This is a genomic window from Thalassolituus sp. (genome assembly GCF_034111725.1).
In the GTDB taxonomy this organism is placed as follows: domain Bacteria; phylum Pseudomonadota; class Gammaproteobacteria; order Pseudomonadales; family Oceanobacteraceae; genus Thalassolituus.
The window spans coordinates 1-18,106 of the sequence record NZ_JAWUWR010000060.1 but is presented as its reverse complement, the minus strand read 5'-3'; the positions used below and the strand labels follow the sequence as shown (position 1 = coordinate 18,106).

Annotated in this window: 19 protein-coding genes and 1 other RNA gene; 10 read left to right on the top strand and 10 right to left on the bottom strand. The window is 46.1% G+C overall.

Going from position 1 to position 18,106, the window contains the following annotated elements; genetic code table 11:
- Nucleotides 1–60 precede the first annotated feature (60 nt).
- Nucleotides 61–465 carry a YraN family protein gene (locus UXZ23_RS10250; protein WP_015486015.1) on the bottom strand — a complete coding sequence of 135 codons (405 nt, stop codon included), beginning with the start codon at nucleotides 463–465 and terminating at the stop codon, nucleotides 61–63.
- Between the two features lie 60 nt (nucleotides 466–525).
- The gene (locus UXZ23_RS10245) at nucleotides 526–2,460 is read right to left on the bottom strand and encodes a penicillin-binding protein activator (protein WP_320820485.1); all 1,935 of its coding nucleotides are present in this window, start codon (nucleotides 2,458–2,460) and stop codon (nucleotides 526–528) included.
- On the opposite strand from UXZ23_RS10245, the gene rsmI reads away from it, so the two are divergent.
- Nucleotides 2,459–3,319, top strand: coding sequence for a 16S rRNA (cytidine(1402)-2'-O)-methyltransferase (gene rsmI / locus UXZ23_RS10240; protein WP_320820484.1), 861 nt, complete (start codon nucleotides 2,459–2,461; stop codon nucleotides 3,317–3,319). The two genes, UXZ23_RS10245 and rsmI, sit on opposite strands and share 2 nt — an antisense overlap.
- A gap of 135 nt (nucleotides 3,320–3,454) precedes the next feature.
- Here rsmI and UXZ23_RS10235 read toward each other — a convergent pair whose 3' ends face one another.
- The 3 genes from UXZ23_RS10235 to UXZ23_RS10225 form a co-directional block, all read right to left on the bottom strand.
- Nucleotides 3,455–3,922, bottom strand: a complete 468-nt coding sequence (locus tag UXZ23_RS10235; protein ID WP_320820483.1) for a hypothetical protein — start codon at nucleotides 3,920–3,922, stop codon at nucleotides 3,455–3,457.
- Nucleotides 3,923–4,297: 375 nt separating this feature from the next.
- Complete coding sequence (locus UXZ23_RS10230; protein ID WP_320820482.1) at nucleotides 4,298–4,798, bottom strand: hypothetical protein; 501 nt, start codon at nucleotides 4,796–4,798, stop codon at nucleotides 4,298–4,300.
- A 12-nt stretch (nucleotides 4,799–4,810) separates the two neighbouring features.
- Complete coding sequence (locus UXZ23_RS10225) at nucleotides 4,811–5,323, bottom strand: hypothetical protein (RefSeq protein ID WP_320820481.1); 513 nt, start codon at nucleotides 5,321–5,323, stop codon at nucleotides 4,811–4,813.
- Between the two features lie 437 nt (nucleotides 5,324–5,760).
- Between UXZ23_RS10225 and UXZ23_RS10220 the strand changes: the two genes are divergently transcribed.
- Nucleotides 5,761–6,162: an HPF/RaiA family ribosome-associated protein gene (locus tag UXZ23_RS10220; protein WP_320820480.1), complete on the top strand. Its 402-nt coding sequence runs from the start codon at nucleotides 5,761–5,763 to the stop codon at nucleotides 6,160–6,162.
- A gap of 118 nt (nucleotides 6,163–6,280) precedes the next feature.
- Here the strand turns inward: UXZ23_RS10220 and UXZ23_RS10215 are convergent, their stop codons facing one another.
- Nucleotides 6,281–6,880, bottom strand: coding sequence for a GNAT family N-acetyltransferase (locus UXZ23_RS10215; protein ID WP_320820479.1), 600 nt, complete (start codon nucleotides 6,878–6,880; stop codon nucleotides 6,281–6,283).
- A gap of 251 nt (nucleotides 6,881–7,131) precedes the next feature.
- Here UXZ23_RS10215 and UXZ23_RS10210 point away from each other — a divergent pair, with 251 nt between their 5' ends.
- The 8 genes from UXZ23_RS10210 to UXZ23_RS10175 all read left to right on the top strand — a co-directional run bounded on the left by UXZ23_RS10210 (nucleotide 7,132) and on the right by UXZ23_RS10175 (nucleotide 14,852).
- Nucleotides 7,132–7,545, top strand: coding sequence for a MarR family winged helix-turn-helix transcriptional regulator (locus tag UXZ23_RS10210; protein ID WP_320820478.1), 414 nt, complete (start codon nucleotides 7,132–7,134; stop codon nucleotides 7,543–7,545).
- 33 nt (nucleotides 7,546–7,578) lie between these two features.
- Nucleotides 7,579–8,442: an alpha/beta fold hydrolase gene (locus tag UXZ23_RS10205; RefSeq protein ID WP_320820477.1), complete on the top strand. Its 864-nt coding sequence runs from the start codon at nucleotides 7,579–7,581 to the stop codon at nucleotides 8,440–8,442.
- A gap of 21 nt (nucleotides 8,443–8,463) precedes the next feature.
- Entirely contained in the window at nucleotides 8,464–9,420 is a 957-nt protein-coding gene (locus UXZ23_RS10200) for a diacylglycerol kinase family protein (RefSeq protein WP_320820476.1), read from the top strand.
- 137 nt (nucleotides 9,421–9,557) lie between these two features.
- An RNA gene (gene rnpB / locus UXZ23_RS10195) (RNase P RNA component class A) lies at nucleotides 9,558–9,914 on the top strand.
- A gap of 506 nt (nucleotides 9,915–10,420) precedes the next feature.
- Nucleotides 10,421–11,293 carry a hypothetical protein gene (locus tag UXZ23_RS10190; protein ID WP_320820475.1) on the top strand — a complete coding sequence of 291 codons (873 nt, stop codon included), beginning with the start codon at nucleotides 10,421–10,423 and terminating at the stop codon, nucleotides 11,291–11,293.
- Between the two features lie 18 nt (nucleotides 11,294–11,311).
- Nucleotides 11,312–12,775, top strand: a complete 1,464-nt coding sequence (locus UXZ23_RS10185; protein ID WP_320820474.1) for an esterase-like activity of phytase family protein — start codon at nucleotides 11,312–11,314, stop codon at nucleotides 12,773–12,775.
- Between the two features lie 58 nt (nucleotides 12,776–12,833).
- Nucleotides 12,834–13,829, top strand: coding sequence for an adenosylcobinamide-phosphate synthase CbiB (gene cbiB, locus UXZ23_RS10180; RefSeq protein ID WP_320820473.1), 996 nt, complete (start codon nucleotides 12,834–12,836; stop codon nucleotides 13,827–13,829).
- Nucleotides 13,830–14,852 (top strand): threonine-phosphate decarboxylase, encoded by a 1,023-nt coding sequence (locus tag UXZ23_RS10175; protein WP_320820472.1) that lies wholly within the window; start codon nucleotides 13,830–13,832, stop codon nucleotides 14,850–14,852.
- A 28-nt stretch (nucleotides 14,853–14,880) separates the two neighbouring features.
- Here the strand turns inward: UXZ23_RS10175 and UXZ23_RS10170 are convergent, their stop codons facing one another.
- The 4 genes from UXZ23_RS10170 to UXZ23_RS10155 form a co-directional block, all read right to left on the bottom strand.
- Nucleotides 14,881–15,690, bottom strand: a complete 810-nt coding sequence (locus tag UXZ23_RS10170; RefSeq protein ID WP_320820471.1) for an ABC transporter ATP-binding protein — start codon at nucleotides 15,688–15,690, stop codon at nucleotides 14,881–14,883.
- Nucleotides 15,691–15,692: 2 nt separating this feature from the next.
- Nucleotides 15,693–16,799, bottom strand: coding sequence for an ABC transporter substrate-binding protein (locus tag UXZ23_RS10165; RefSeq protein WP_320820470.1), 1,107 nt, complete (start codon nucleotides 16,797–16,799; stop codon nucleotides 15,693–15,695).
- Between the two features lie 23 nt (nucleotides 16,800–16,822).
- The gene (locus UXZ23_RS10160) at nucleotides 16,823–17,593 is read right to left on the bottom strand and encodes an ABC transporter permease (RefSeq protein WP_320820469.1); all 771 of its coding nucleotides are present in this window, start codon (nucleotides 17,591–17,593) and stop codon (nucleotides 16,823–16,825) included.
- 56 nt (nucleotides 17,594–17,649) lie between these two features.
- Nucleotides 17,650–18,106, bottom strand: a 457-nt coding sequence (locus UXZ23_RS10155) for a fatty acid desaturase (RefSeq protein WP_320820468.1), incomplete at its 5' end; no start/stop codon positions are given.

Here is an 18,106-nt window from a genome sequence, read left to right as displayed (position 1 = left end):
AGGAAGCCATCATAAAGAAAAAGCCGATAGGTAGAAAGGTTTGCTTACTCAACAGCCCGTTTAAAACGCATTGCTAATCCATTCGAAGATCACCGGGTCGCCCGTGCCCGACATGACATCAAAACGACATGGCGGTTCGCGGCTACCAAAATGCTTTTGCAGGTAGTGTAGTGCAGCACGACGCAATCGCTGCTGTTTGTGGTAAGTAATGGTTTCTGCACCAGTGCCATGCTCGGTGGTTTTACGATAACGTACTTCCACAAACACTAAGGTATCGGCGTCGCGCATGATGAGATCAATTTCGCCGCCGCGCGTGCGGTAATTGCGGGTTATGGGCACAAAGCCACGTTGTATCAGCCATTCTTCGGCGTCTAATTCGCGGCGTTCGCCTGCGGCACGATGACTGCTATCGCCGGTTTTGCCTTTGCTGGCGCTCGACTTAGCCTTGTTGCGGGGTATCCACATGGTCTGGCCTCCTTGCCTGACACCTGTTTAATCGTTTTAACGCTTATTTGAATTCTTCTTTCATTCTACGGCGAGCTGTACTGGCTCGCCTGCGCGGAAGCGCGTGCATTCGGTTTTGCGATGAATACGACGTTGATCATCCAACGTTAACGCACCCGTTGTTCCAAAAATTTGGCTCTCGGGGAATGCCTCTAACTGCTTCACACGCGCAATCAAACGGTACGAATCCACGCCCATTGCATACAAGCGAGCGTAACTTCCTTGCCCACCTTTCACCGATTTTTCTACTTCGTTATACAACTCGGTATGACGCAATAACCACGGTGCATCGCAGAAACGAATGCCATTTAAGTCGCGGTCGCGTTTTGGATCAACCGCCCCAGAAAATACATGCGACGTGGCATACACCGGAAGATCAGCGGCAAAGTTAAAGGCCAGCGTTGGTTTGATTTGGCGTGCTTGGGCAGGCAAAGCCACTAAGAAAACCCAATCGACATCTTCACGACGGCGTGGCTCAAACTCAGTGCTCTGACGCAATAACGAACGCATGGTTTTATAACGCTGCTGGCTGTCTTCAACGTTGAGCAGGGCTTTAATTTCAGGGTTAAAGTCTTTTTGCGGCGCATAAAAACGGTTCTCGCCGATTTCACCACCTAACTCCAACCAGCGCTGTTCAAACGCCGCGAAAATACGTTCACCCCAATTGCCTTCAGGAATCATCACCAAAGCACGACGATGACCATCTTGCCAAGCGCGCTCAGCAATTTGAACGGCTTCATCTTCTGCGGCTAAACCAAATTGATAAAGATTCGCCGACGGGATTTGAGATTCATCGTCACTGCGGTCGCCGTAATTTAACGCCAGCGTTGGCATTGGCAACATATGCGCGGCTTGCAATGCTTGAACCTCCGGCTTACTCACAGGCCCAACCAACCATTGTGCGCCTGCTTGTTGCGCATCGGCGTAAGCACGGCTGAGGTTATAAGGTAAGTTGTACACTTCTGCGGCAGGAGTAACGCCCATGGCATCGGTAGTTACCGTTGGCTCTGTCACGGGTACATCGCCCAGCAGCAACGGATTTTGGGTAAAAGCGGGTTGTGGCGCGGGGGCTTCAGCAGGGTATTGCTCGCTGTCTAACAAGGTAATAGCAGGTACTAAATAACCCTTACTCAGCGCCGCAAAATACGCTGCCATAAAACCATCGCGAATCGCAGCACCGGTGCGCTCTAAACGACCTGTTAACGGCAACAATAACGCCACACGGGTCGGGCGGTTGGCGGCAATGTCTTCTAACATCGACAACGAACCGGGTAACTGCATGCTCGCCGGATGCCCAAGGTTGGCATTACGCCAAGCAGTAATCGCGGCTAAATGTTCATCCAGCGTATAGGTATTGCTTTTGCTGATTGCCGCTAACTGCAACCAACCACCAAAACGTGTATCGGGGGATTTTTCTGCCCAAGTGAGTAACTCGCCATCGGGGATTTGCATTAAATCCAACCACAAGCGCTCTTGGTTGCTTTGTTTTATATCGCCAACCAACACGCCAGAGATAAAATCTCGCTCGCGCGCTGCTTGCAAAAACTGGCCATCGGCTTCGTACACTGCTGCCGTTAACCAACCGGCTTGCTGCTCTTGCTGCGGCGTGGCCGAGTCGATACGGGCAGAGAACTGATCGAGGTAGCTTTGCGCCAACACAGTATCGCCTTCGCCAATCGCAACGCGAGCCGACAGCAATAACCAATCTAATTGTTGGCTAGGTGAGAGCGAACTGCCTTCGAGTAGTTGCAATTGCAGCCCGGCATTGCGAAACTCGCCTGCATTCAGATTTTCGACAACCAGCTCAAAGCGCTGATTGTTATCCAGTGCGGACTCCAGAAAAGCTCGATCATCCTGTTGAGGAGTCGTCGAGCAAGCACTTAGTCCGATACAACCGCTAATTACCGCTACGGTGGCAAAACGGCGTAACCAGAATTCAGGTAAATATCCCTGCATGACCTCTGTTCCAAATATACAAGCCGGCACGTTATACGTAGTCGCGACTCCGATTGGTAATCTCGCCGACCTCAGCGTACGTGCGCAGCAAGTGCTGAGTTCAGTCGATGTAATTGCCTGCGAGGATACCAGACATACGCAAAGATTACTGCAGCATCTGGGCCTTCGCAAAGCACTGTTGTCGGTACACGACCACAACGAACGGGATCGTATTGAACAGGTTGCTAGCCAGCTCAGCCAAGGCCGAAACATCGCCTTAGTGTCGGATGCCGGAACCCCGCTGATCTCTGACCCCGGCTACCCGCTAGTGCAAGCCCTGCGCGAACTGGGCCACAACGTAGTGCCGATTCCGGGGCCCAGTGCCATCATCACCGCACTCAGTGCCGCAGGCCTACCAACAGACCGCTTTTTGTTTGAAGGGTTCATGCCGCACAAAGCCAGTGGCCGCCGCGAACGCCTAGCACCGCTAGCGCAAGAAACAGCCACCATTGTGTTTTATGAATCGAAACACCGCATTATCGAAACCCTAACCCTTATGGAAGAATGTTTCGGCCCCGACCGTCTCGCCTGCGTCGCGCGCGAACTCACCAAAGCCTTTGAAACCTTCTACCACGGCACACTCGGTAATATTCGCACCCAACTACTGGCCGACGCCGACCAGCAAAAAGGCGAATTCGTGGTGATGGTCGCCGGTAACCCAGAACCTATTTCAGGCTCAGAGGTTGATACCGAAAAACTGTTTAAATTACTGCTAGCCGAATTGCCACCGAAAAAAGCCGCAGGCATTATTGCCGAACTGACTGGCGAGAATAAAAAAGTGTTGTATCAGAAAGCGCTGGAGATGCAGGGGAAGGTGTAGGAGCGGGTAGGTTACCGACCCCAACGCCGAATTGTAGGAGCGACTCTACGAACGTATTTTGTTCGTAATCGCGACCAAGTTGTAAGAGCGAAACTTGGTCGCGACCTGAGTGCCTCCTACGCTCGGCAGGAGGTTTTATTTTCCTCGACCAGCTTCTAGAATCGGAAGGCCAGCTTCTGTTGGGATATAGATCCTTTCGCCTTTTCCGTCATGAAGACCTTTAATCCATATGTACCTAAGGTACTCTTCGTTTCCTTTCAGCGATTCGCCAATTATTCGGTTTGCTTCTGCAGCCGCTTTGGCACTTTCGATATCGGCCAAGCCTTCAGCTTTGGCCCTAACTACTTGCGCTTCACCTTCGGCCTGAGCTAATGTCACTCGGGCTGTAGCTTGCATCAGCGACGCTGTTTCTTGTGCTCTGGCTTCTTCGATCAATATTTGCTTTGACCACTCGGCTTCTTTGAGAGCAGCCCTTCCATGCATTTCCATTCGATACAAGTTGTACTTTGGCCAACCCCACATTAACAATCCAATGGATATAATTACTGCAAAAAATAGAAATGCTAATGTGCCTAGCGCTAATGCTTGCCTGTTTTGATACACCTGAATTTCCTATCGGTGAATGATGTTGCGGTAATATAGGACATTTATAAGCGGGGGCCAATTGATTTTATGGACCACTGTAGGTTTTGATATGGGAATGATTAGGTGAGGAGGGTTGGCGAATGATGTCGAACATGGATTTTTATTTTTTTGCGTAATATTGGTAGGGAATGACTTGGATATATAGGCGTTATTTGCATTCGACTTCAATTAAGGCTGTCTATCTTAATGGTATTCGACTTGCCTTTTGGATGCATTGATAAATAGCAGAGTTTAACAACAGGATATCGATCTAGAGCTTGAGACGGGTCTCTATTGAAAGGGCGCTATAAAAAATGAAGTGCAGTAGCCTAATATCCACTGATAGTATAAATATCAAGACTCGATATTAGGATTGGATGTTAAATCCTCCATGTATTTAAGAAATAGTTTGTTGGCGCTATTTCCAAGACTAAAAACGCCAGAATTACTGATTAAGAGGTGTTTTTTATTTGGAATGAACTTTACGATTTTACCACTTTCGATTTGAAAACCGCCAATGATGTCTTCTGGTGGAACGTCATCTTTTGGTGTTGAAGTTCTTTGGTCAATCAAATAGATCCAGCCAGATTCTTGAGCTTTGGCTTGATTTATAAACTCATTCTGGTGAACTAATTCAGCGTTAATAAAGCTAATAAGTGTGATTCTAAACTCTTTGTTTTCCTGAAAATTTTGATGGATTTTCGATTCGTCATTTGGAATGCCGGGCAAAGAGCCCAAGATGAAATTTGATGTTAGGCCTTTTGATGCAATTATTTTTTTAGAAGCTAAGGTTAGTAAAAATGATGTAGCCCCATTGGCTTCGGCTTCTACAATGTTAAGAGTTAGTTTCGACATGATAAATTCTCTTTAAGTTCGTCTAGCGAGTTGCCAATTTTCTTCTGGTCCCCTTGAATCACGTCGGTACAATGTACCAGGCTGTCCGTCGCTTGCAGGTACAATATTCGAATTACTTATTTCTCCCGTCTCAGCCCCATGCGCATCGGTCTTCTTCGCCTGTACCTGATCGGCTTCCATGTCAGAAAACTTGGCGCTATTACCTTTTGTTTTCCGCTTTTTGGCTTGCAGCTTCAGCGACCGCGTTGCTTTCGCGAAGTCTTGCAGTAAATCCCCAACTTTTTGGAATTTCTTAATTAGGTGCGCTTTGCTGCCAATGGCGGCCACAGCTCCAACACCACCTGTAACCGCGGCCACTATGATGGTGAGTATTAATTCAAAGGCGGCGGTGCCTGCGACATTGGTGATCCCAATGGCGTGCTGGGCTTCGGTGCCGATTTTTTCGGGATGCCAAAACGTTGGGCCTGCGCCTTGGCGCATGCGGTAGCGGTTGCCGTGTTTATCTTCTAACTCGAAATCGGCCATATCCCTATGTTCTTCCCATTTAGTCTATTATCGCAGGGGGTATTTAGCTGCGACTTTAGCAAAACAATGAGAGGTGATATTAAGTGGTTAGGAAGTTGGCTTCAATGGGGTTCTTTATTCTTAGTTTGCGTAATCTTGTCTGAGATAAGACTTATTTGGGTCGATTCTGATTACGTGTCCGTATTTTTAGCATCACTGATGCAGTAGAGAAAATCTAATACACTATTCAGAAATAGTAACCCTTACAAAATTTTACACTGTCAAACAGCTGCGAATACACTCTCTTTGGAATGTAACCCTCTGATATTATTAATATTTTAAACTCATCGAAAAAACCTTTCTAAATACCACTAATAATTCGATTTTTCCATTTTTCTTCTGGCCGCTAGAGTAAATTTTCATTCTAACTCGTCCGCTAGCGGACACAGGAGATCAGTATGAAGATTAAGATTCAAGCTCGTCACGTGGCTCTAACTAAAGATTTAAAAGACTATGTGAAACGTCGTATTAGTTACGCGCTGGGTTCTCGTGACGATAAAATCGAGCGAATTGTAGTGACTTTGTCAGATGTCAACGGCCCTAAAGGCGGTGAAGACAAACGCTGTAAAGTCTTGATTAAGCTAGATGGCAAAAATGATATTGTGATCGACGATAAACAAGAGCATTTTCATTCTGCTATTGACCTTGCCGTTGATCGAGCTAGCCGAGCCGTTTCGCGTCGAATTGAGCGATTACAAAATAAAGCAAGAAAGCTAAAACATTCCTTCAGATCTAAAAGTTCGGAAGAGCGTGAGACCGATCGCTTGTACGAAGATTATGAAAATGAGTACGGATATTAGTTTAAGTTCTAATTTATACGAGAAATAATAATGATCAGTCAGCGTTCGGCTGATCATTATTTAAAAAATTTAATATATATTTTTAGTATTTATTAAAAATGCTAGTTAATTCCTAGGTTCAATTGTTTCGCGGCTGCCTGATCATCACCCAATGGCGGACTTTTAAATCTTTCATAACCCCCTCATGAACTACTTCAAACCCATAATGCCGGTAAAGATTGATATTGGCTTCGTTGTGGGTATCTAAGTAGCAGGGCTTTTGTTCGTAATCCGCGCGTTCCAACATGGGCGTTATTAATTGAGTAGCAAGGCCTTGGCCACGCACTTCTTTTGTTAAACCCAAAATGGATAAGTAATAGTGGGGTGCGTGCATCAGTGTTTGATGCAATTGTTGCATTTGCGCGCTGGCTCGAATTTGTCGCAGTATCGCTTTAACCCCCTGTTTGTTGAGCATGGCGATGCCACCGTGACGTATCTCATCCATTAGGGTACGTTCAGCATTTTTTGATGCTAGCCACAAAGCGGCACCCACTATTTGGTCGTTGGTGTGAGCCAACGTGACTTCACCATTGGCGAGCGAGTGGCTAACAAGAAAACGGAAGGTGTAATACGACAAGGCACTGGAGTTTTGTTCATAAGGGAAGAACGAGCACATCAGTGGGTCGTGAGCGAAAGCTTGAGCCAGTGTTGTTGCTACGTCGTCGATTGGCGCGGTCATCTTCGCTATCCTTGATTACACGCTGCTAGAGATTGATGGAGCTGGTACGCTATCAGTGCCGTTCGATGGGCGCAAGTTTATGACTTTACTTGGTCAGTTTTCCTGTGCCCCTGCTATGTAAGTTCTTCTGCTTTTCTCTGCTATTTTCGATTGATTCACTCATGAGATCTTATCGTTACAAGAATATAGTTTACATATGAACTATATAATGTTCATATGTAAACTACTTTGGCGAAGTGGGATTTTTATCGGTGGATAAGCGTTTATTTTTTTTACTCAACATGGCGCAAAAAAAGCTATTTAAGCATATTGATAACATGTGCGAGCAAGAGCTTGATGCATCGATAACGCAGTTAGCCGCTCTGATGTATATCGCGAAAGCGCCGGGTTGTGGACAAAAAGATCTAGCCCAAGCGCTGGATTTAAATAAATCTGCGATCACTGGTTTGATTGGCCGAATGGAAAAAAATGGATTAGTGCAACGTGCCGGTTCGGATGATGATGCGCGGGCCGTCAAACTTTGGCCTACGCCTGAAGGCATAAATAAAGTAGAACGATTAAAGCCACTAGTCGACCGTTTAAATAATGAATTTCAACAAGAATTTAGCGCTGAAGAAATAGCTACAGTACTACGTTTTTTTAATTTTATTCTTGAACGATTTTAATTACCCATAGGTTGTATAAGACGGGGCTTTATCATGTTAATTCGAACTGAAAAATTAAAAACTGCCGCTGGTCATTCGATTGTTTCTCGGATTTTTTCTGCTCAATTAAAGGATCAACCGCTAGCCAATGGTGTTTGTATTATTGCTCCTGCTGCGGGTGTTGCTCAGTATTTATATGACGATTTTGCCTATTGGTTGACTGCGCATGGCTATAACGTAGTGACCTTCGATTATGATGGTGTCGGTTTGTCGGTCGATCGACATGTTCAGTACAGTAAAAGTGATATTTTAAGTTGGGCATCTAACGATTGCCCGGCAGTATTGGCGTTTGTTGAGCAGGAATTTCCTACTCAAGAACGCACGTGGATCGGGCATAGCGTTGGCGGCCAAGTGCTGGGTATGATGGCGAGTACCGATAAAATTGATCGCGCTATCACCGTGGCCTGTGGCACCGGAACCTGGTGGTATAACGCTGCGCCAACCAAACGCGTTGCGTGGTTTTTGTGGTACTTCTTAGTGCCTGCGACGGTGCCTGTATTAGGCTATTTTCCCGGCGATAGAATCAAAGTGATGTGCGATATGCCGAAGGGCGTAATGATGCAATGGCGTCGTTGGTGCTTAAACAAGGAATATGCCATCGGCAGTGAAGGGCAATGGTTGCGAGATCGTTTTGCTAACGTAAAGACCCCCATAACCTCCATCGCTTTTAGTGATGACGACATGATGTCGAAGAAAAACGTCGACTTGTTACACCGGTATTTTGTGGGGGCACCAATGACCCGTATTACCGTAACGCCAAGCGAAGTTAATCAGAAGCGCATAGGACACATCGGCTGGCATCGTAAACGTTACGAAGAAATGTGGGATAAGGTGTTTACACCCTTGCTTGCGGCCTAGGATTAGAGTGGGTTACGGCGAATGGAGGCAGAAGGCTTCTTCCGCTATAATCTTGCGCCCCCCTTTGTTCGGAACCCTAGCATCGTGACTCATGTTTTAATCGTTCATAATCCTGTTTCAGGAAGCGGTAGTATGCCCTTGATAGATCGCGTGATTGCAGGGCTTCGCCTCGAAGGGATGACGGTCGATTACTATGCCACTCAAGCAGCTGGCGATGCGACTCGCTACTTATTAGCGTATGACGGCGAGTTAGATATAGTACTTGCCGCCGGTGGTGATGGCACAGTCAATGAAGTTGTTAACGGCCTTGTTGATCGCGATGCCAGTTCTTATCGTTTAGCGCTTATCCCTACCGGTACAACGAATGTGTTGGCTAAGGAATTAGGGATTAGCCGTAACGCCGTCAAAATCGTCAGAATGATTCGTGATGGCGCAACCCGTTTGGTTTATCCTGGGCGAATTAACGGTCGTCGCTTTTTGCTAATGGCAGGGGTGGGTTACGACGCTTGGGTTGTTGATAACGTGAACCTTGATCTTAAAAAGCGCGTGGGGAAATTCGCTTATATTCTTTCAATGCTGAAGCATTTAAAGCTATTTGGTTCTAAGCGCTATCACCTAAATATTGACGGAAAGGAATACCAAGCGAATTCTGTTGTAGTAACCAATGGTCGTTATTATGGTGGCTCGTTTGTGATTTCTCGACACGCGGAGTTGAGTCATCCGAAGACCCAGATATTAATGATGTCGAGCCAAAATCCAGCGCGTTTTTTGCTAACACTGTTGGCTTTACCCTTTGGAATGCTGGAGCGTATGCCTGGCATCGTATCTGTCTCTGGTGAACACATCGTTATTACGGATTCCGATCATAACGAACACAACCCTGAGCCCGTGCAAGCCGATGGCGACTCGCTAACGCAGTTACCGCTTGAAATTCGCATGGAAAGTATAGCGTTGAATATTATCGCACCAGTTCGATAACCGCTTGGTCTGTGTCGCACTAGGCAGGCAGTCTTGCCGAGACATCAATTATGGTTTTGTGTAGCCGCCGCGTGGTTTATGTAGCACTAGGCAGTCTTGCCGAGACAGTCGATGAGGATTCGTGTAGACTCCGGCGCGGAGTTGACTAGGCAGTCGCCGCTTGCGTAAGTAAGGGGAGGAAAGTCCGGGCTTCATAGGGCAGAGTGCCAGGTAACGCCTGGGAGGCGCGAGCCTACGACAAGTGCAGCAGAGAGCAAACCGCCGATGGCTATTTTCGGATAGCACAGGTAAGGGTGAAAGGGTGCGGTAAGAGCGCACCGCGCGACTGGCAACAGTTCGTGGCATGGTAAACTCCACTCGAAGCAAGACCAAATAGGTTCCCTATAGGCGCGGCCCGCGCTGGGAACGGGTAGGTTGCTTGAGCCTGTGAGTGATTGCAGGCCTAGACGAATGACTGTTCAAGACAGAACCCGGCTTATCGGTTGACTCCACTTGAATACTAAAAGCCCGATCAAAGAAATTTGATCGGGCTTTTTTTTGCTTGCAAGCCGGTTCTAGGAACAGTCACTGTTCAAGACGTCTCATGTTAAAACTTAGGCTTATCGGTTGACTCCACTTGAATACTAAAAGCCCCGAGAACTTGTTTCTCGGGGCTTTTTTATTGGGTGCTAGCCGGTTCAGGGGACAGCACTGATCAAGACGGCTCATGTTAAAACTTGGGCTTATCGGTTAGCTCCAAAAGGTGCTGGAAGCTCCTGAAATATGGAGTTCCCAGCCATCCTTTCGAACCTCAATTCTGAGGTGGTACAAAAAGTGGTACAAAAACGCCGTCAAATATACTGCTTATGAGGGGGCCTGTTGATTTACGTCACTTTCCACGACAGCTCATTTAAAACCCCAGCTCGTCTTAATATTATTTAAACTGTCATAATTGATTCATCAAAGTCCCTTAATCTGCTTCACCTTATTAGTTGGAAGATTAAAAAAAGGGGCTTATTAGATGTTTCGCAAGGTCTGTTTTTTCCTCGTTGTTGGGTTTACTTTTATTGGCTCTGTACAGGCTAATCCTGATGTCACTTCGCGTGAATACAAGCTTATGCTTGATGCCTCTCTATTTAGCTATACGACAGAATACAGCGATGTTCAGGATTTAATGGCTGATGTCAAAACGGTTGTTGAGGCAGCCATAAATCGCAATGTTAGCGGTACGGCACAGTTAACACATGACCGTCAGGTTGAGTTTTTTGATACTCAAGGAAGCTGTGTACTCAATAACATTGATTATGCTTTTCGTGAGCGCATTGAAAGTGGTCAGTCAGAAGTTACGTTAAAGTTTCGTAGCCCTGATCGATATATCTCTGACTTTGAGGATTTATCGTCATCGACCATTGGCGCACAGACTAAGTTGGAAGCTGACGTAGGTGTTAGTGCAGATAATAACTTTAAGTTTCAGTACGGTCATTCTACTACAGCAGAAAACTCTCGCACGATTAACCGCATGGATGATATTCATGCACACTTTCCTGGGTTTGCTAGTAATTATGGTTTTAGTGACAGCACAAGCCTCAGTGTTGTTAGCAATCTGATGATTAATGAGCGTGTTTATAAAAACGTATTTATTGATCTAGGCCAGTTTGATGCCGAGTTCAGTATTACGCTTTGGTATATAGGTTCGCCATCTCAGAATACGATACCTGCCGTTGCTGAGATTTCATTTAAATACGCCGATAGCTCGGTAAATTATACAAAAAAAGTTGTTAATAGAGCTCGCGATGCATTTATTTCCATTCAGGGGCTTAGTCAATGGGTGGATGCCAATGCCCAGACTAAAACTCGTTTCGTTTACCAATATGATCCTTCTTTTTGCCAATAATTAAATATAGGAAAAATAATGAAATTTAATAAATCATTACTAGCCACGGTGATTGCATCTATCGCTTTAACGGGTTGTGGCGGTGATTCGTCTAACAATAATTCATCGGTAGTTGTTGATGAGAGTCCTGTCGCTGAAGCTTTTACCGATAATTTTCCTGCGGATGGTGTCGTTCTTCCTTATAGCGTATTGCGCGCTGATCTGGTTGATGTAAGCACGGCTTTACCATTTGAAATACGTAATGGTGGCTTTGGTTCGGCAATGACGAAAGATCCTGCCAGTGACAACCGTTTTTATGCATTAACGGACCGCGGCCCTAATGCGACCTTTAATACGGGTGCATATGGCAAAGGTAAAAAATTCCCTACACCAGATTACACGCCTCGTATCGGTTTGTTTGAAGTGAGCACCAGCGGCGAAATTTCGTTAATTAAAACCGTGTTATTAAAACGTCCTGATGGCACGTTAATTACCGGTTTACCGAATACTTCTGCATTGGGTGGAACGGGTGAAACCCCTTACAATGCGGATGGATCGCCGGTGTTGGTGGATGGCAGCAAGCCTTACGATGAAACCACAAATCCCGTTAAGCTAGATGATTACGGCTTAGATCCTGAAGGTCTTGTTGCATTAAAAGATGGTTCTTTTTGGGTCAGCGATGAATACGGCCCGCACATGGTTCACTTTGATGCGGACGGTAAAGAAATTGATCGTATTAATGCGTTCGCTAGCGATACACGTGTAACCCATCATTTGCCAGCTGAGTTTGCTTATCGCCGTGCTAATCGTGGTATGGAAGGTTTAGCGATTACGCCAGACGAAAAAACATTGGTTGGTATTATGCAATCGACCATGCAATTGCCAAACAAGTCGGTTCAGAATATGGATATTACCCGTATCGTTACGGTTAACGTTGAAGATGGGGCGATTCATCAGTATCTGTATAAGCAAGAAAAAGGCGCTAACTCTAACTCAGAAATTGCAGCGCTTAGTGCTACTGAATTTTTGGTTATCGAACGCGACGGTAGTTTCCTTTACGGTGGTCCAGATGGTGCTGATGCGGCAACCCCTGATGCTATGAAACATGTTTATCGTATTGATTTAAATACAGGTACTGACATCGAATCTATCGCTGCTTCAGGCGATTTAGTTCAAGACGAAGATCTTGGGTTAACGATTGCTGGTAATACGCTGGAACAACAGGTTCTAGCGGATGGCGACTGGTCGACGTTAAGCAGCAATAACATTGTGCCGGTAGAGAAATCTTTGGTGGTGGATATGGTTGCTGAAGTGAACTATGCCCACGATAAAATGGAAGGCCTTTGGGTGATCAACGATCAGTACTTAGGCATACTTAACGATGATGACTTTGCCACTTGGTCTACCGCTGAAGGTGATTTAGAGCAAAAGATGTTGGACACCAATACGATTGACGGTAACCACCTGTATATCGTTCCGGTTGACCTGTCTGTTGCTCAGTAAAAAATCATAACGGCAATTCTCTGATAAACTAGCGCCAATATTCATTGGCGCTAGTGACATGCTGTTTTTCTATTTTGATTCCTCGGTAATTCCCTCGGTTGGGTTTCCTCTTTTACTAGTGGTTTTGAGCGTACTTGCTTTGCTACTCGATCGCTTATTGGGCGAGCCGGCGCGCTTTCATCCTTTGGTTGGCTTTGGCCGCTGGGCGAGTTGGTGGGAGCAGCGGTTAAATCAGGGGGGCGGCAAGCTTGGTATAGTCATAGGTGCTTTGGCTTTAGCGATTGTGCTATCGCCTTTATTACTCGTGGTTTGGCTGTTTGCACTTTTAGCTGATGTATCGCTGGTGGGCTGGTGTATTGCTCAGGTGGCTGTACTGTATTTATGTATTGGTTGGCAAAGTTTGCAGCAACACGCTTTGGCCGTGTGGCAAGCATTGATGGCGAGCGACATTGATCAAGCTCGCTTAAAGCTCAGTTGGATCGTCAGCCGTGATGTTGCAGAGTTAGATGCTGATGAAATTGCACAAGCGGATATTGAAAGTGTTTTAGAAAATTCTTCGGATGCTTTATTTGCTTCGTTATTTTGGTTTTTTATCGGCGGGGCAGTTTTTACATTGTTGCACCGTTGGGTAAATACCTTAGATGCTATGTGGGGCTATAAAAATAATCGGTTTTTATATTTTGGTAAAACGGCTGCGCGTTTGGATGATGTGCTGGCGTATATCCCCGCGCGCTTAACCGCGCTGTGTTTTATTCTAGTCGCTGGCAAGCACGGTATGAAAGCGATGGCGTGTTGGCGAGTTCAGGCGCGTGATTGTGATAGCCCTAATGGTGGTGTGGTAATGACGACAGGTGCGGGCGCGTTGAACGTACGTTTAAGTGCGCGGGCATGCTACCACGGTGTCTGGACGGATAAGCCACTAATGGGATTTGGATCACCGGCTACCCCGGTGGATATACCAGTGTCGATTTTATTGGTAAGCCGTGCTTGTATATTCGCTTTAAGCATGTGCGCTTTAGTTGCGCTAGCTTTTGCATTAGCGAGCACGTTATAAATGGCGATTCAAATAAAGCCGCTATTGCAGAGTATTGCGCATGGCGCGAACTTGTCTTATGCGATACAAAAATTTGGCGGCGAGCGATCACAATGGTTGGATTTATCCAGTGCTGTTAGCCCGTTCAGTTGGTGGGCGGAAAATAAGCATAAAGTCATTATTCCTGACGCTGTTTTTCACGATTTGCCATCATTTAACGATGAATTAAATCAGGCAATAGAATCTTATTACGGTATTGCTGGGCTTGCAGTCGCGGGAAGTCAGGCTGCTATTCAAGTTTTGCCGCAGTGTTTTACTCGTGCAAAGGTCTGGGTTTTAGCAGGGGCTTATGGTGAACATGCGGCTTGCTGGCGTGCCGAAGGGCATGCAGTTGTAGAATTAACCCAAGACGAGATCGAAGCTAACTTTTTAAACGGTACGGATTTGCCCGATGTTTTAATTGTGGTTAATCCGGGGAATCCTAGTGGTGAATTATTTTCGTCAACTGATTTGCAACAGTGGGCAAAACAATTAGACGCTGTTGGTGGTTACTTGGTGTGTGATGAAGCCTTTATTGATGCGACGCCAGAGCAAAGCATCTTGGCGGTTGATATGCCGGCTAATATGATTGTCTTGAGATCATTAGGTAAGTTCTTTGGCTTAGCGGGTTTGCGCTTTGGCGTGTTGTTCGCCAGTGGTGATATCAGAGCCGCACTGGCCCAGCGTATCGGACCGTGGCCGCTTGCGGGTGCAAGTCTGTGGTTGGCGCAACAAGCGCTTGAGGATATAGCGTGGCAATGCGCTCAACGCCAGCGTTTGCAAGAATGCAGCAGAGCAATGAGAGAAGCTTTGACGAGTTTCAATCTGATCGGGAGCACTTCGCTATTTTGTACTTTAGCGTTGCCTGACGTTGCCGCCGCGCAAGTTTTATTGGCTGAGCATAAAATTTGGACGCGTTGTTTTCGTCAGCAAGGATTATTGCGCTTGGGGTTAGTACAACCGCATGAATTAGAGCGTTTGCTTTCTGCGCTGAATCACTTATAGCTTTTCAACCTTAATCGCTAATAATGGGTTAGTGGTTACCTTCCTCGCGCATCATTTTCAAAATCTTAGTTTCCATCATAGAGTATTCAGGGTGGCTACGTAATTCTTCGCGCGTGGTAATGCTCGTATCATTTTTAAATGGCGGGTGCAGAATTTCTTTTACTCGCCCAGGATGGCTAGATAGAAAAACGATTTTATCCCCTAGTAATAATGCTTCTTCAACATCATGCGTTACCATGATGACGGTCATACGTTCTTTGCGAATGACCGATAGTAATAGTTCTTGCATTTGCCAGCGGGTTTCCGCATCCAATGCTCCGAACGGTTCATCCATTAATAATAATTTGGGGCTGTTGGCAAGCGCCCGTGCCAAAGCAACACGTTGACGCATTCCCCCAGATAGCTCGTGTGGCCATGCGTTGGCAACCCGTGTTAAGCCAACTTGCTCAATAAAGTGATCAACGGTGCCTTCCCGCATGGCACTGACATCGCCATTAATTCGTAAGCCGTAAGCGACGTTTTCACGCACGGTGAGCCAGGGAAACGAGGTGTACCCTTGAAATACCATGCCGCGTTCGCGGTTTGGTTTGGTAATTAATTCACCATTTAAAGTGAGGCTTCCTTCTGATGGGGTTTCTAAACCTGCAATCATGCGCAATATGGTGGACTTTCCGCAACCTGACGGCCCAAGTAATATACATACTTCTCTGGGGGCGACCGCGAAATTCACATCGCTAACAGCGATTACTTGGGCGTCGCGCCCAGGGAATGACTTCCCCAGACGCTCTGCTTTTAAACCCAACGTTAGGTCTTTTATTGCTATCTCAGGTGCTGTCACAATTATTCCGTCTTTAAACCAGCGTCAGTTAGTACACTCGCTAATGGCGCGGTAACGACGCCGGTTGTCCAGTCGTGTGAGGCTTTGGTTTGTCCGAACTTATTCCACCAAGTATTAGTAGTATTCCAGTGCTCGACGATTTGGCCATTTTTCATACCTAGCGGAAGCTCGCCTGGAATGAGGCCCATAAAGCGTCCTGCTTCTTCTTTATCGAAGACAAAAATACCGCCTTTTAGAATCTCACCGTCGTTACCGATGACCATGGCCACATCGTCTTCACTGAATTTAATCGCGTCGGCAATGATTTTATTACCTTCAATAGGATTAGCTTTCCACCAGTCGACGGCGGCAAAGTAGGCTTTCATCGCCAATTTAGCCGCTTCGGGGCGTTCTTCTAAGAGCTTTGAGGTCATGTACATGCCATCGCCCAATAGTGCAGTACTGATCCATTTGTCTTCTGCTGAAGTTGCCATGATCTTTGCTTCAGGCATGCCGGCAATCGCTTGGCTGCCAAACGGTTCCCAGAATTCTGCGGCCGCTACATCGCCACCTAACATAGCGCCAACGGCTTCATCCATAATGACGTTAACAAACTCGACTTGATCAATAGCTACGCCATTTTCTTCAAGCCAAATACCCATGAAAATTTGCGTTAGACCGCCCTCTAATACGGCGACTTTTTTACCAATTAAATCTTGCGGTGTTGCTATATCAGAGCGCATCAAAATTTTATCGGTGCCGTAAGAAGGGTTTGTGTACGTTACTAGTTTAACGGGTACACCTTGATCAACGGCGATAGGGCCATACTCTACGGTGCTAGAGGTAATGTCTAATTGTCCTGCGGTCATTAAACCAAAACTTTCGTACGGATCTTCGATGATCTGAATATCCAGTTCTAACTCGGGTACAAGGTTTTTTTCTTTGGCGATATACCAAAAACCGTAACCAGGCCAAGAAAAGAGAGAAACTTTCACCATTTCTTTTTTCACGTTTTCTGCTTTAGCTTCTGGCTCTGGTGTACTTTCTTTACTGCATGCCGCGATGCTAGCGGCGGTGAGTAGAATCAATAAGGGTCGAAAAATCGTACTTTTTAAGGTGCTTTTCATCATCTTTCTCCTAGGGGTAAAATCGTTTAACGGCGACGTAGATAAGGAAACATCACCCAGTGCAAGCCACGAAAAGCTAAGTCGCAGAGCAAGCCCAGTAATCCAATAATTAAAATACCTGCCATAATTTCATCGACGTGAACAAAGCGTCGAGCGCGCATGATCATGGCACCAATGCCATCGGTTGCAGCGACGATTTCGGCAATAACGAGGTAGGTCCAACTCACGGCTAACATTTGCCGGCAAGCATCGATAATACTGGGTAAAGACGCTGGTAAAATTACCGTCCATACAATAATACGGCGACTGCCTCCGAGGGTTTTTGAGCTCTCGATGAAGTCGTTGGGCGTCTGCTTCGTTGCATCGCATATAAGCGTAATTAAGAACCAAATAACGCCCAGTATGAGTAAGGCTATTTTTTGTGTATCGCCAGTGCCAAGCCACATTAGAAGTAGTGGAATGAATGCTGGAGCCGGTAAGTAGCGGAAGGCCGATACTAATGGGTTAAACATGGCTTCTATCAGCGGGAACGACCCCATGAGTACGCCGATTGGTAGCGCAATTGCGACGGCTATGGCAAAGCTAATAAGTATTCGCTGCAAGCTTGATAAGACGTCGAACGCGAAGTCACGCTCGGTAAATAGCGTCCATAAAGCATGGATTACCTGATCAGGCGCTGGAAATAATGGATTGTCAGCGCTAGCGGCTAGTTGCCAAATCAATACAAATGCTAACCAAGCAATGATGCCAAGTATGATTTTGGTCGATGTAGATACGCTTTGTTTAAACTCAAACAAGAGGCGTGTTCTTTTTTGTATTTTATCGATTCTATGCAGCATTTATCGGTTGCTCGTCAGAATGCAGTTAAAAAGGAGAGGGCATTAACACCGACGGCTTCCCTGTTTTTTAACTGTGTTGCTACATTTCCTTCACCATATTCCTCCGCTTGGATGCGTCCGATACGATGTTTATGAAAGGACACCAATTGAGGCCAGAAGGTGAGTTCTTGTGGGCAGTTGCCTTGGTACATATCTTTGTGTAGAGACGGCAATTTGTACCAGCCCAATGTTGGCTTTTCGTGATGAGCGTTGTGATAACAAAAATTAAGTACTAATAGATTCAGCCACGGCATCTTATGGGAAAGTAGATTGCTGTAAGTGTTTTCTTCTTCGTATTGGCGATTACCTTTTTGCGGCGGCATAAAATCAGGATTGTTTAATAGATAGAAGATTTCGTAACTGTGCTGAAAGTTGTCCATGAAGCGCAAAATAGTTAGGAATAATGTATAGGCCAAAAAGTAGCCCAGCGCT

Bases quoted from the DNA above. Each gene is read 5' to 3' on its own strand.
- UXZ23_RS10215 (WP_320820479.1), bottom strand. From the start codon at position 6,880: ATGACCGCGCCAATCGACGACGTAGCAACAACACTGGCTCAAGCTTTC.
- UXZ23_RS10250 (WP_015486015.1), bottom strand. From the start codon at position 465: ATGTGGATACCCCGCAACAAGGCTAAGTCGAGCGCCAGCAAAGGCAAA.
- UXZ23_RS10220 (WP_320820480.1), top strand. From the start codon at position 5,761: ATGAAGATTAAGATTCAAGCTCGTCACGTGGCTCTAACTAAAGATTTA.
- rsmI (WP_320820484.1), top strand. From the start codon at position 2,459: ATGACCTCTGTTCCAAATATACAAGCCGGCACGTTATACGTAGTCGCG.
- UXZ23_RS10175 (WP_320820472.1), top strand. From the start codon at position 13,830: ATGGCGATTCAAATAAAGCCGCTATTGCAGAGTATTGCGCATGGCGCG.
- UXZ23_RS10200 (WP_320820476.1), top strand. From the start codon at position 8,464: ATGGAGGCAGAAGGCTTCTTCCGCTATAATCTTGCGCCCCCCTTTGTT.
- UXZ23_RS10205 (WP_320820477.1), top strand. From the start codon at position 7,579: ATGTTAATTCGAACTGAAAAATTAAAAACTGCCGCTGGTCATTCGATT.
- cbiB (WP_320820473.1), top strand. From the start codon at position 12,834: ATGCTGTTTTTCTATTTTGATTCCTCGGTAATTCCCTCGGTTGGGTTT.
- UXZ23_RS10245 (WP_320820485.1), bottom strand. From the start codon at position 2,460: ATGCAGGGATATTTACCTGAATTCTGGTTACGCCGTTTTGCCACCGTA.
- UXZ23_RS10165 (WP_320820470.1), bottom strand. From the start codon at position 16,799: ATGATGAAAAGCACCTTAAAAAGTACGATTTTTCGACCCTTATTGATT.
- UXZ23_RS10230 (WP_320820482.1), bottom strand. From the start codon at position 4,798: ATGTCGAAACTAACTCTTAACATTGTAGAAGCCGAAGCCAATGGGGCT.
- UXZ23_RS10190 (WP_320820475.1), top strand. From the start codon at position 10,421: ATGTTTCGCAAGGTCTGTTTTTTCCTCGTTGTTGGGTTTACTTTTATT.
- UXZ23_RS10185 (WP_320820474.1), top strand. From the start codon at position 11,312: ATGAAATTTAATAAATCATTACTAGCCACGGTGATTGCATCTATCGCT.
- UXZ23_RS10225 (WP_320820481.1), bottom strand. From the start codon at position 5,323: ATGGCCGATTTCGAGTTAGAAGATAAACACGGCAACCGCTACCGCATG.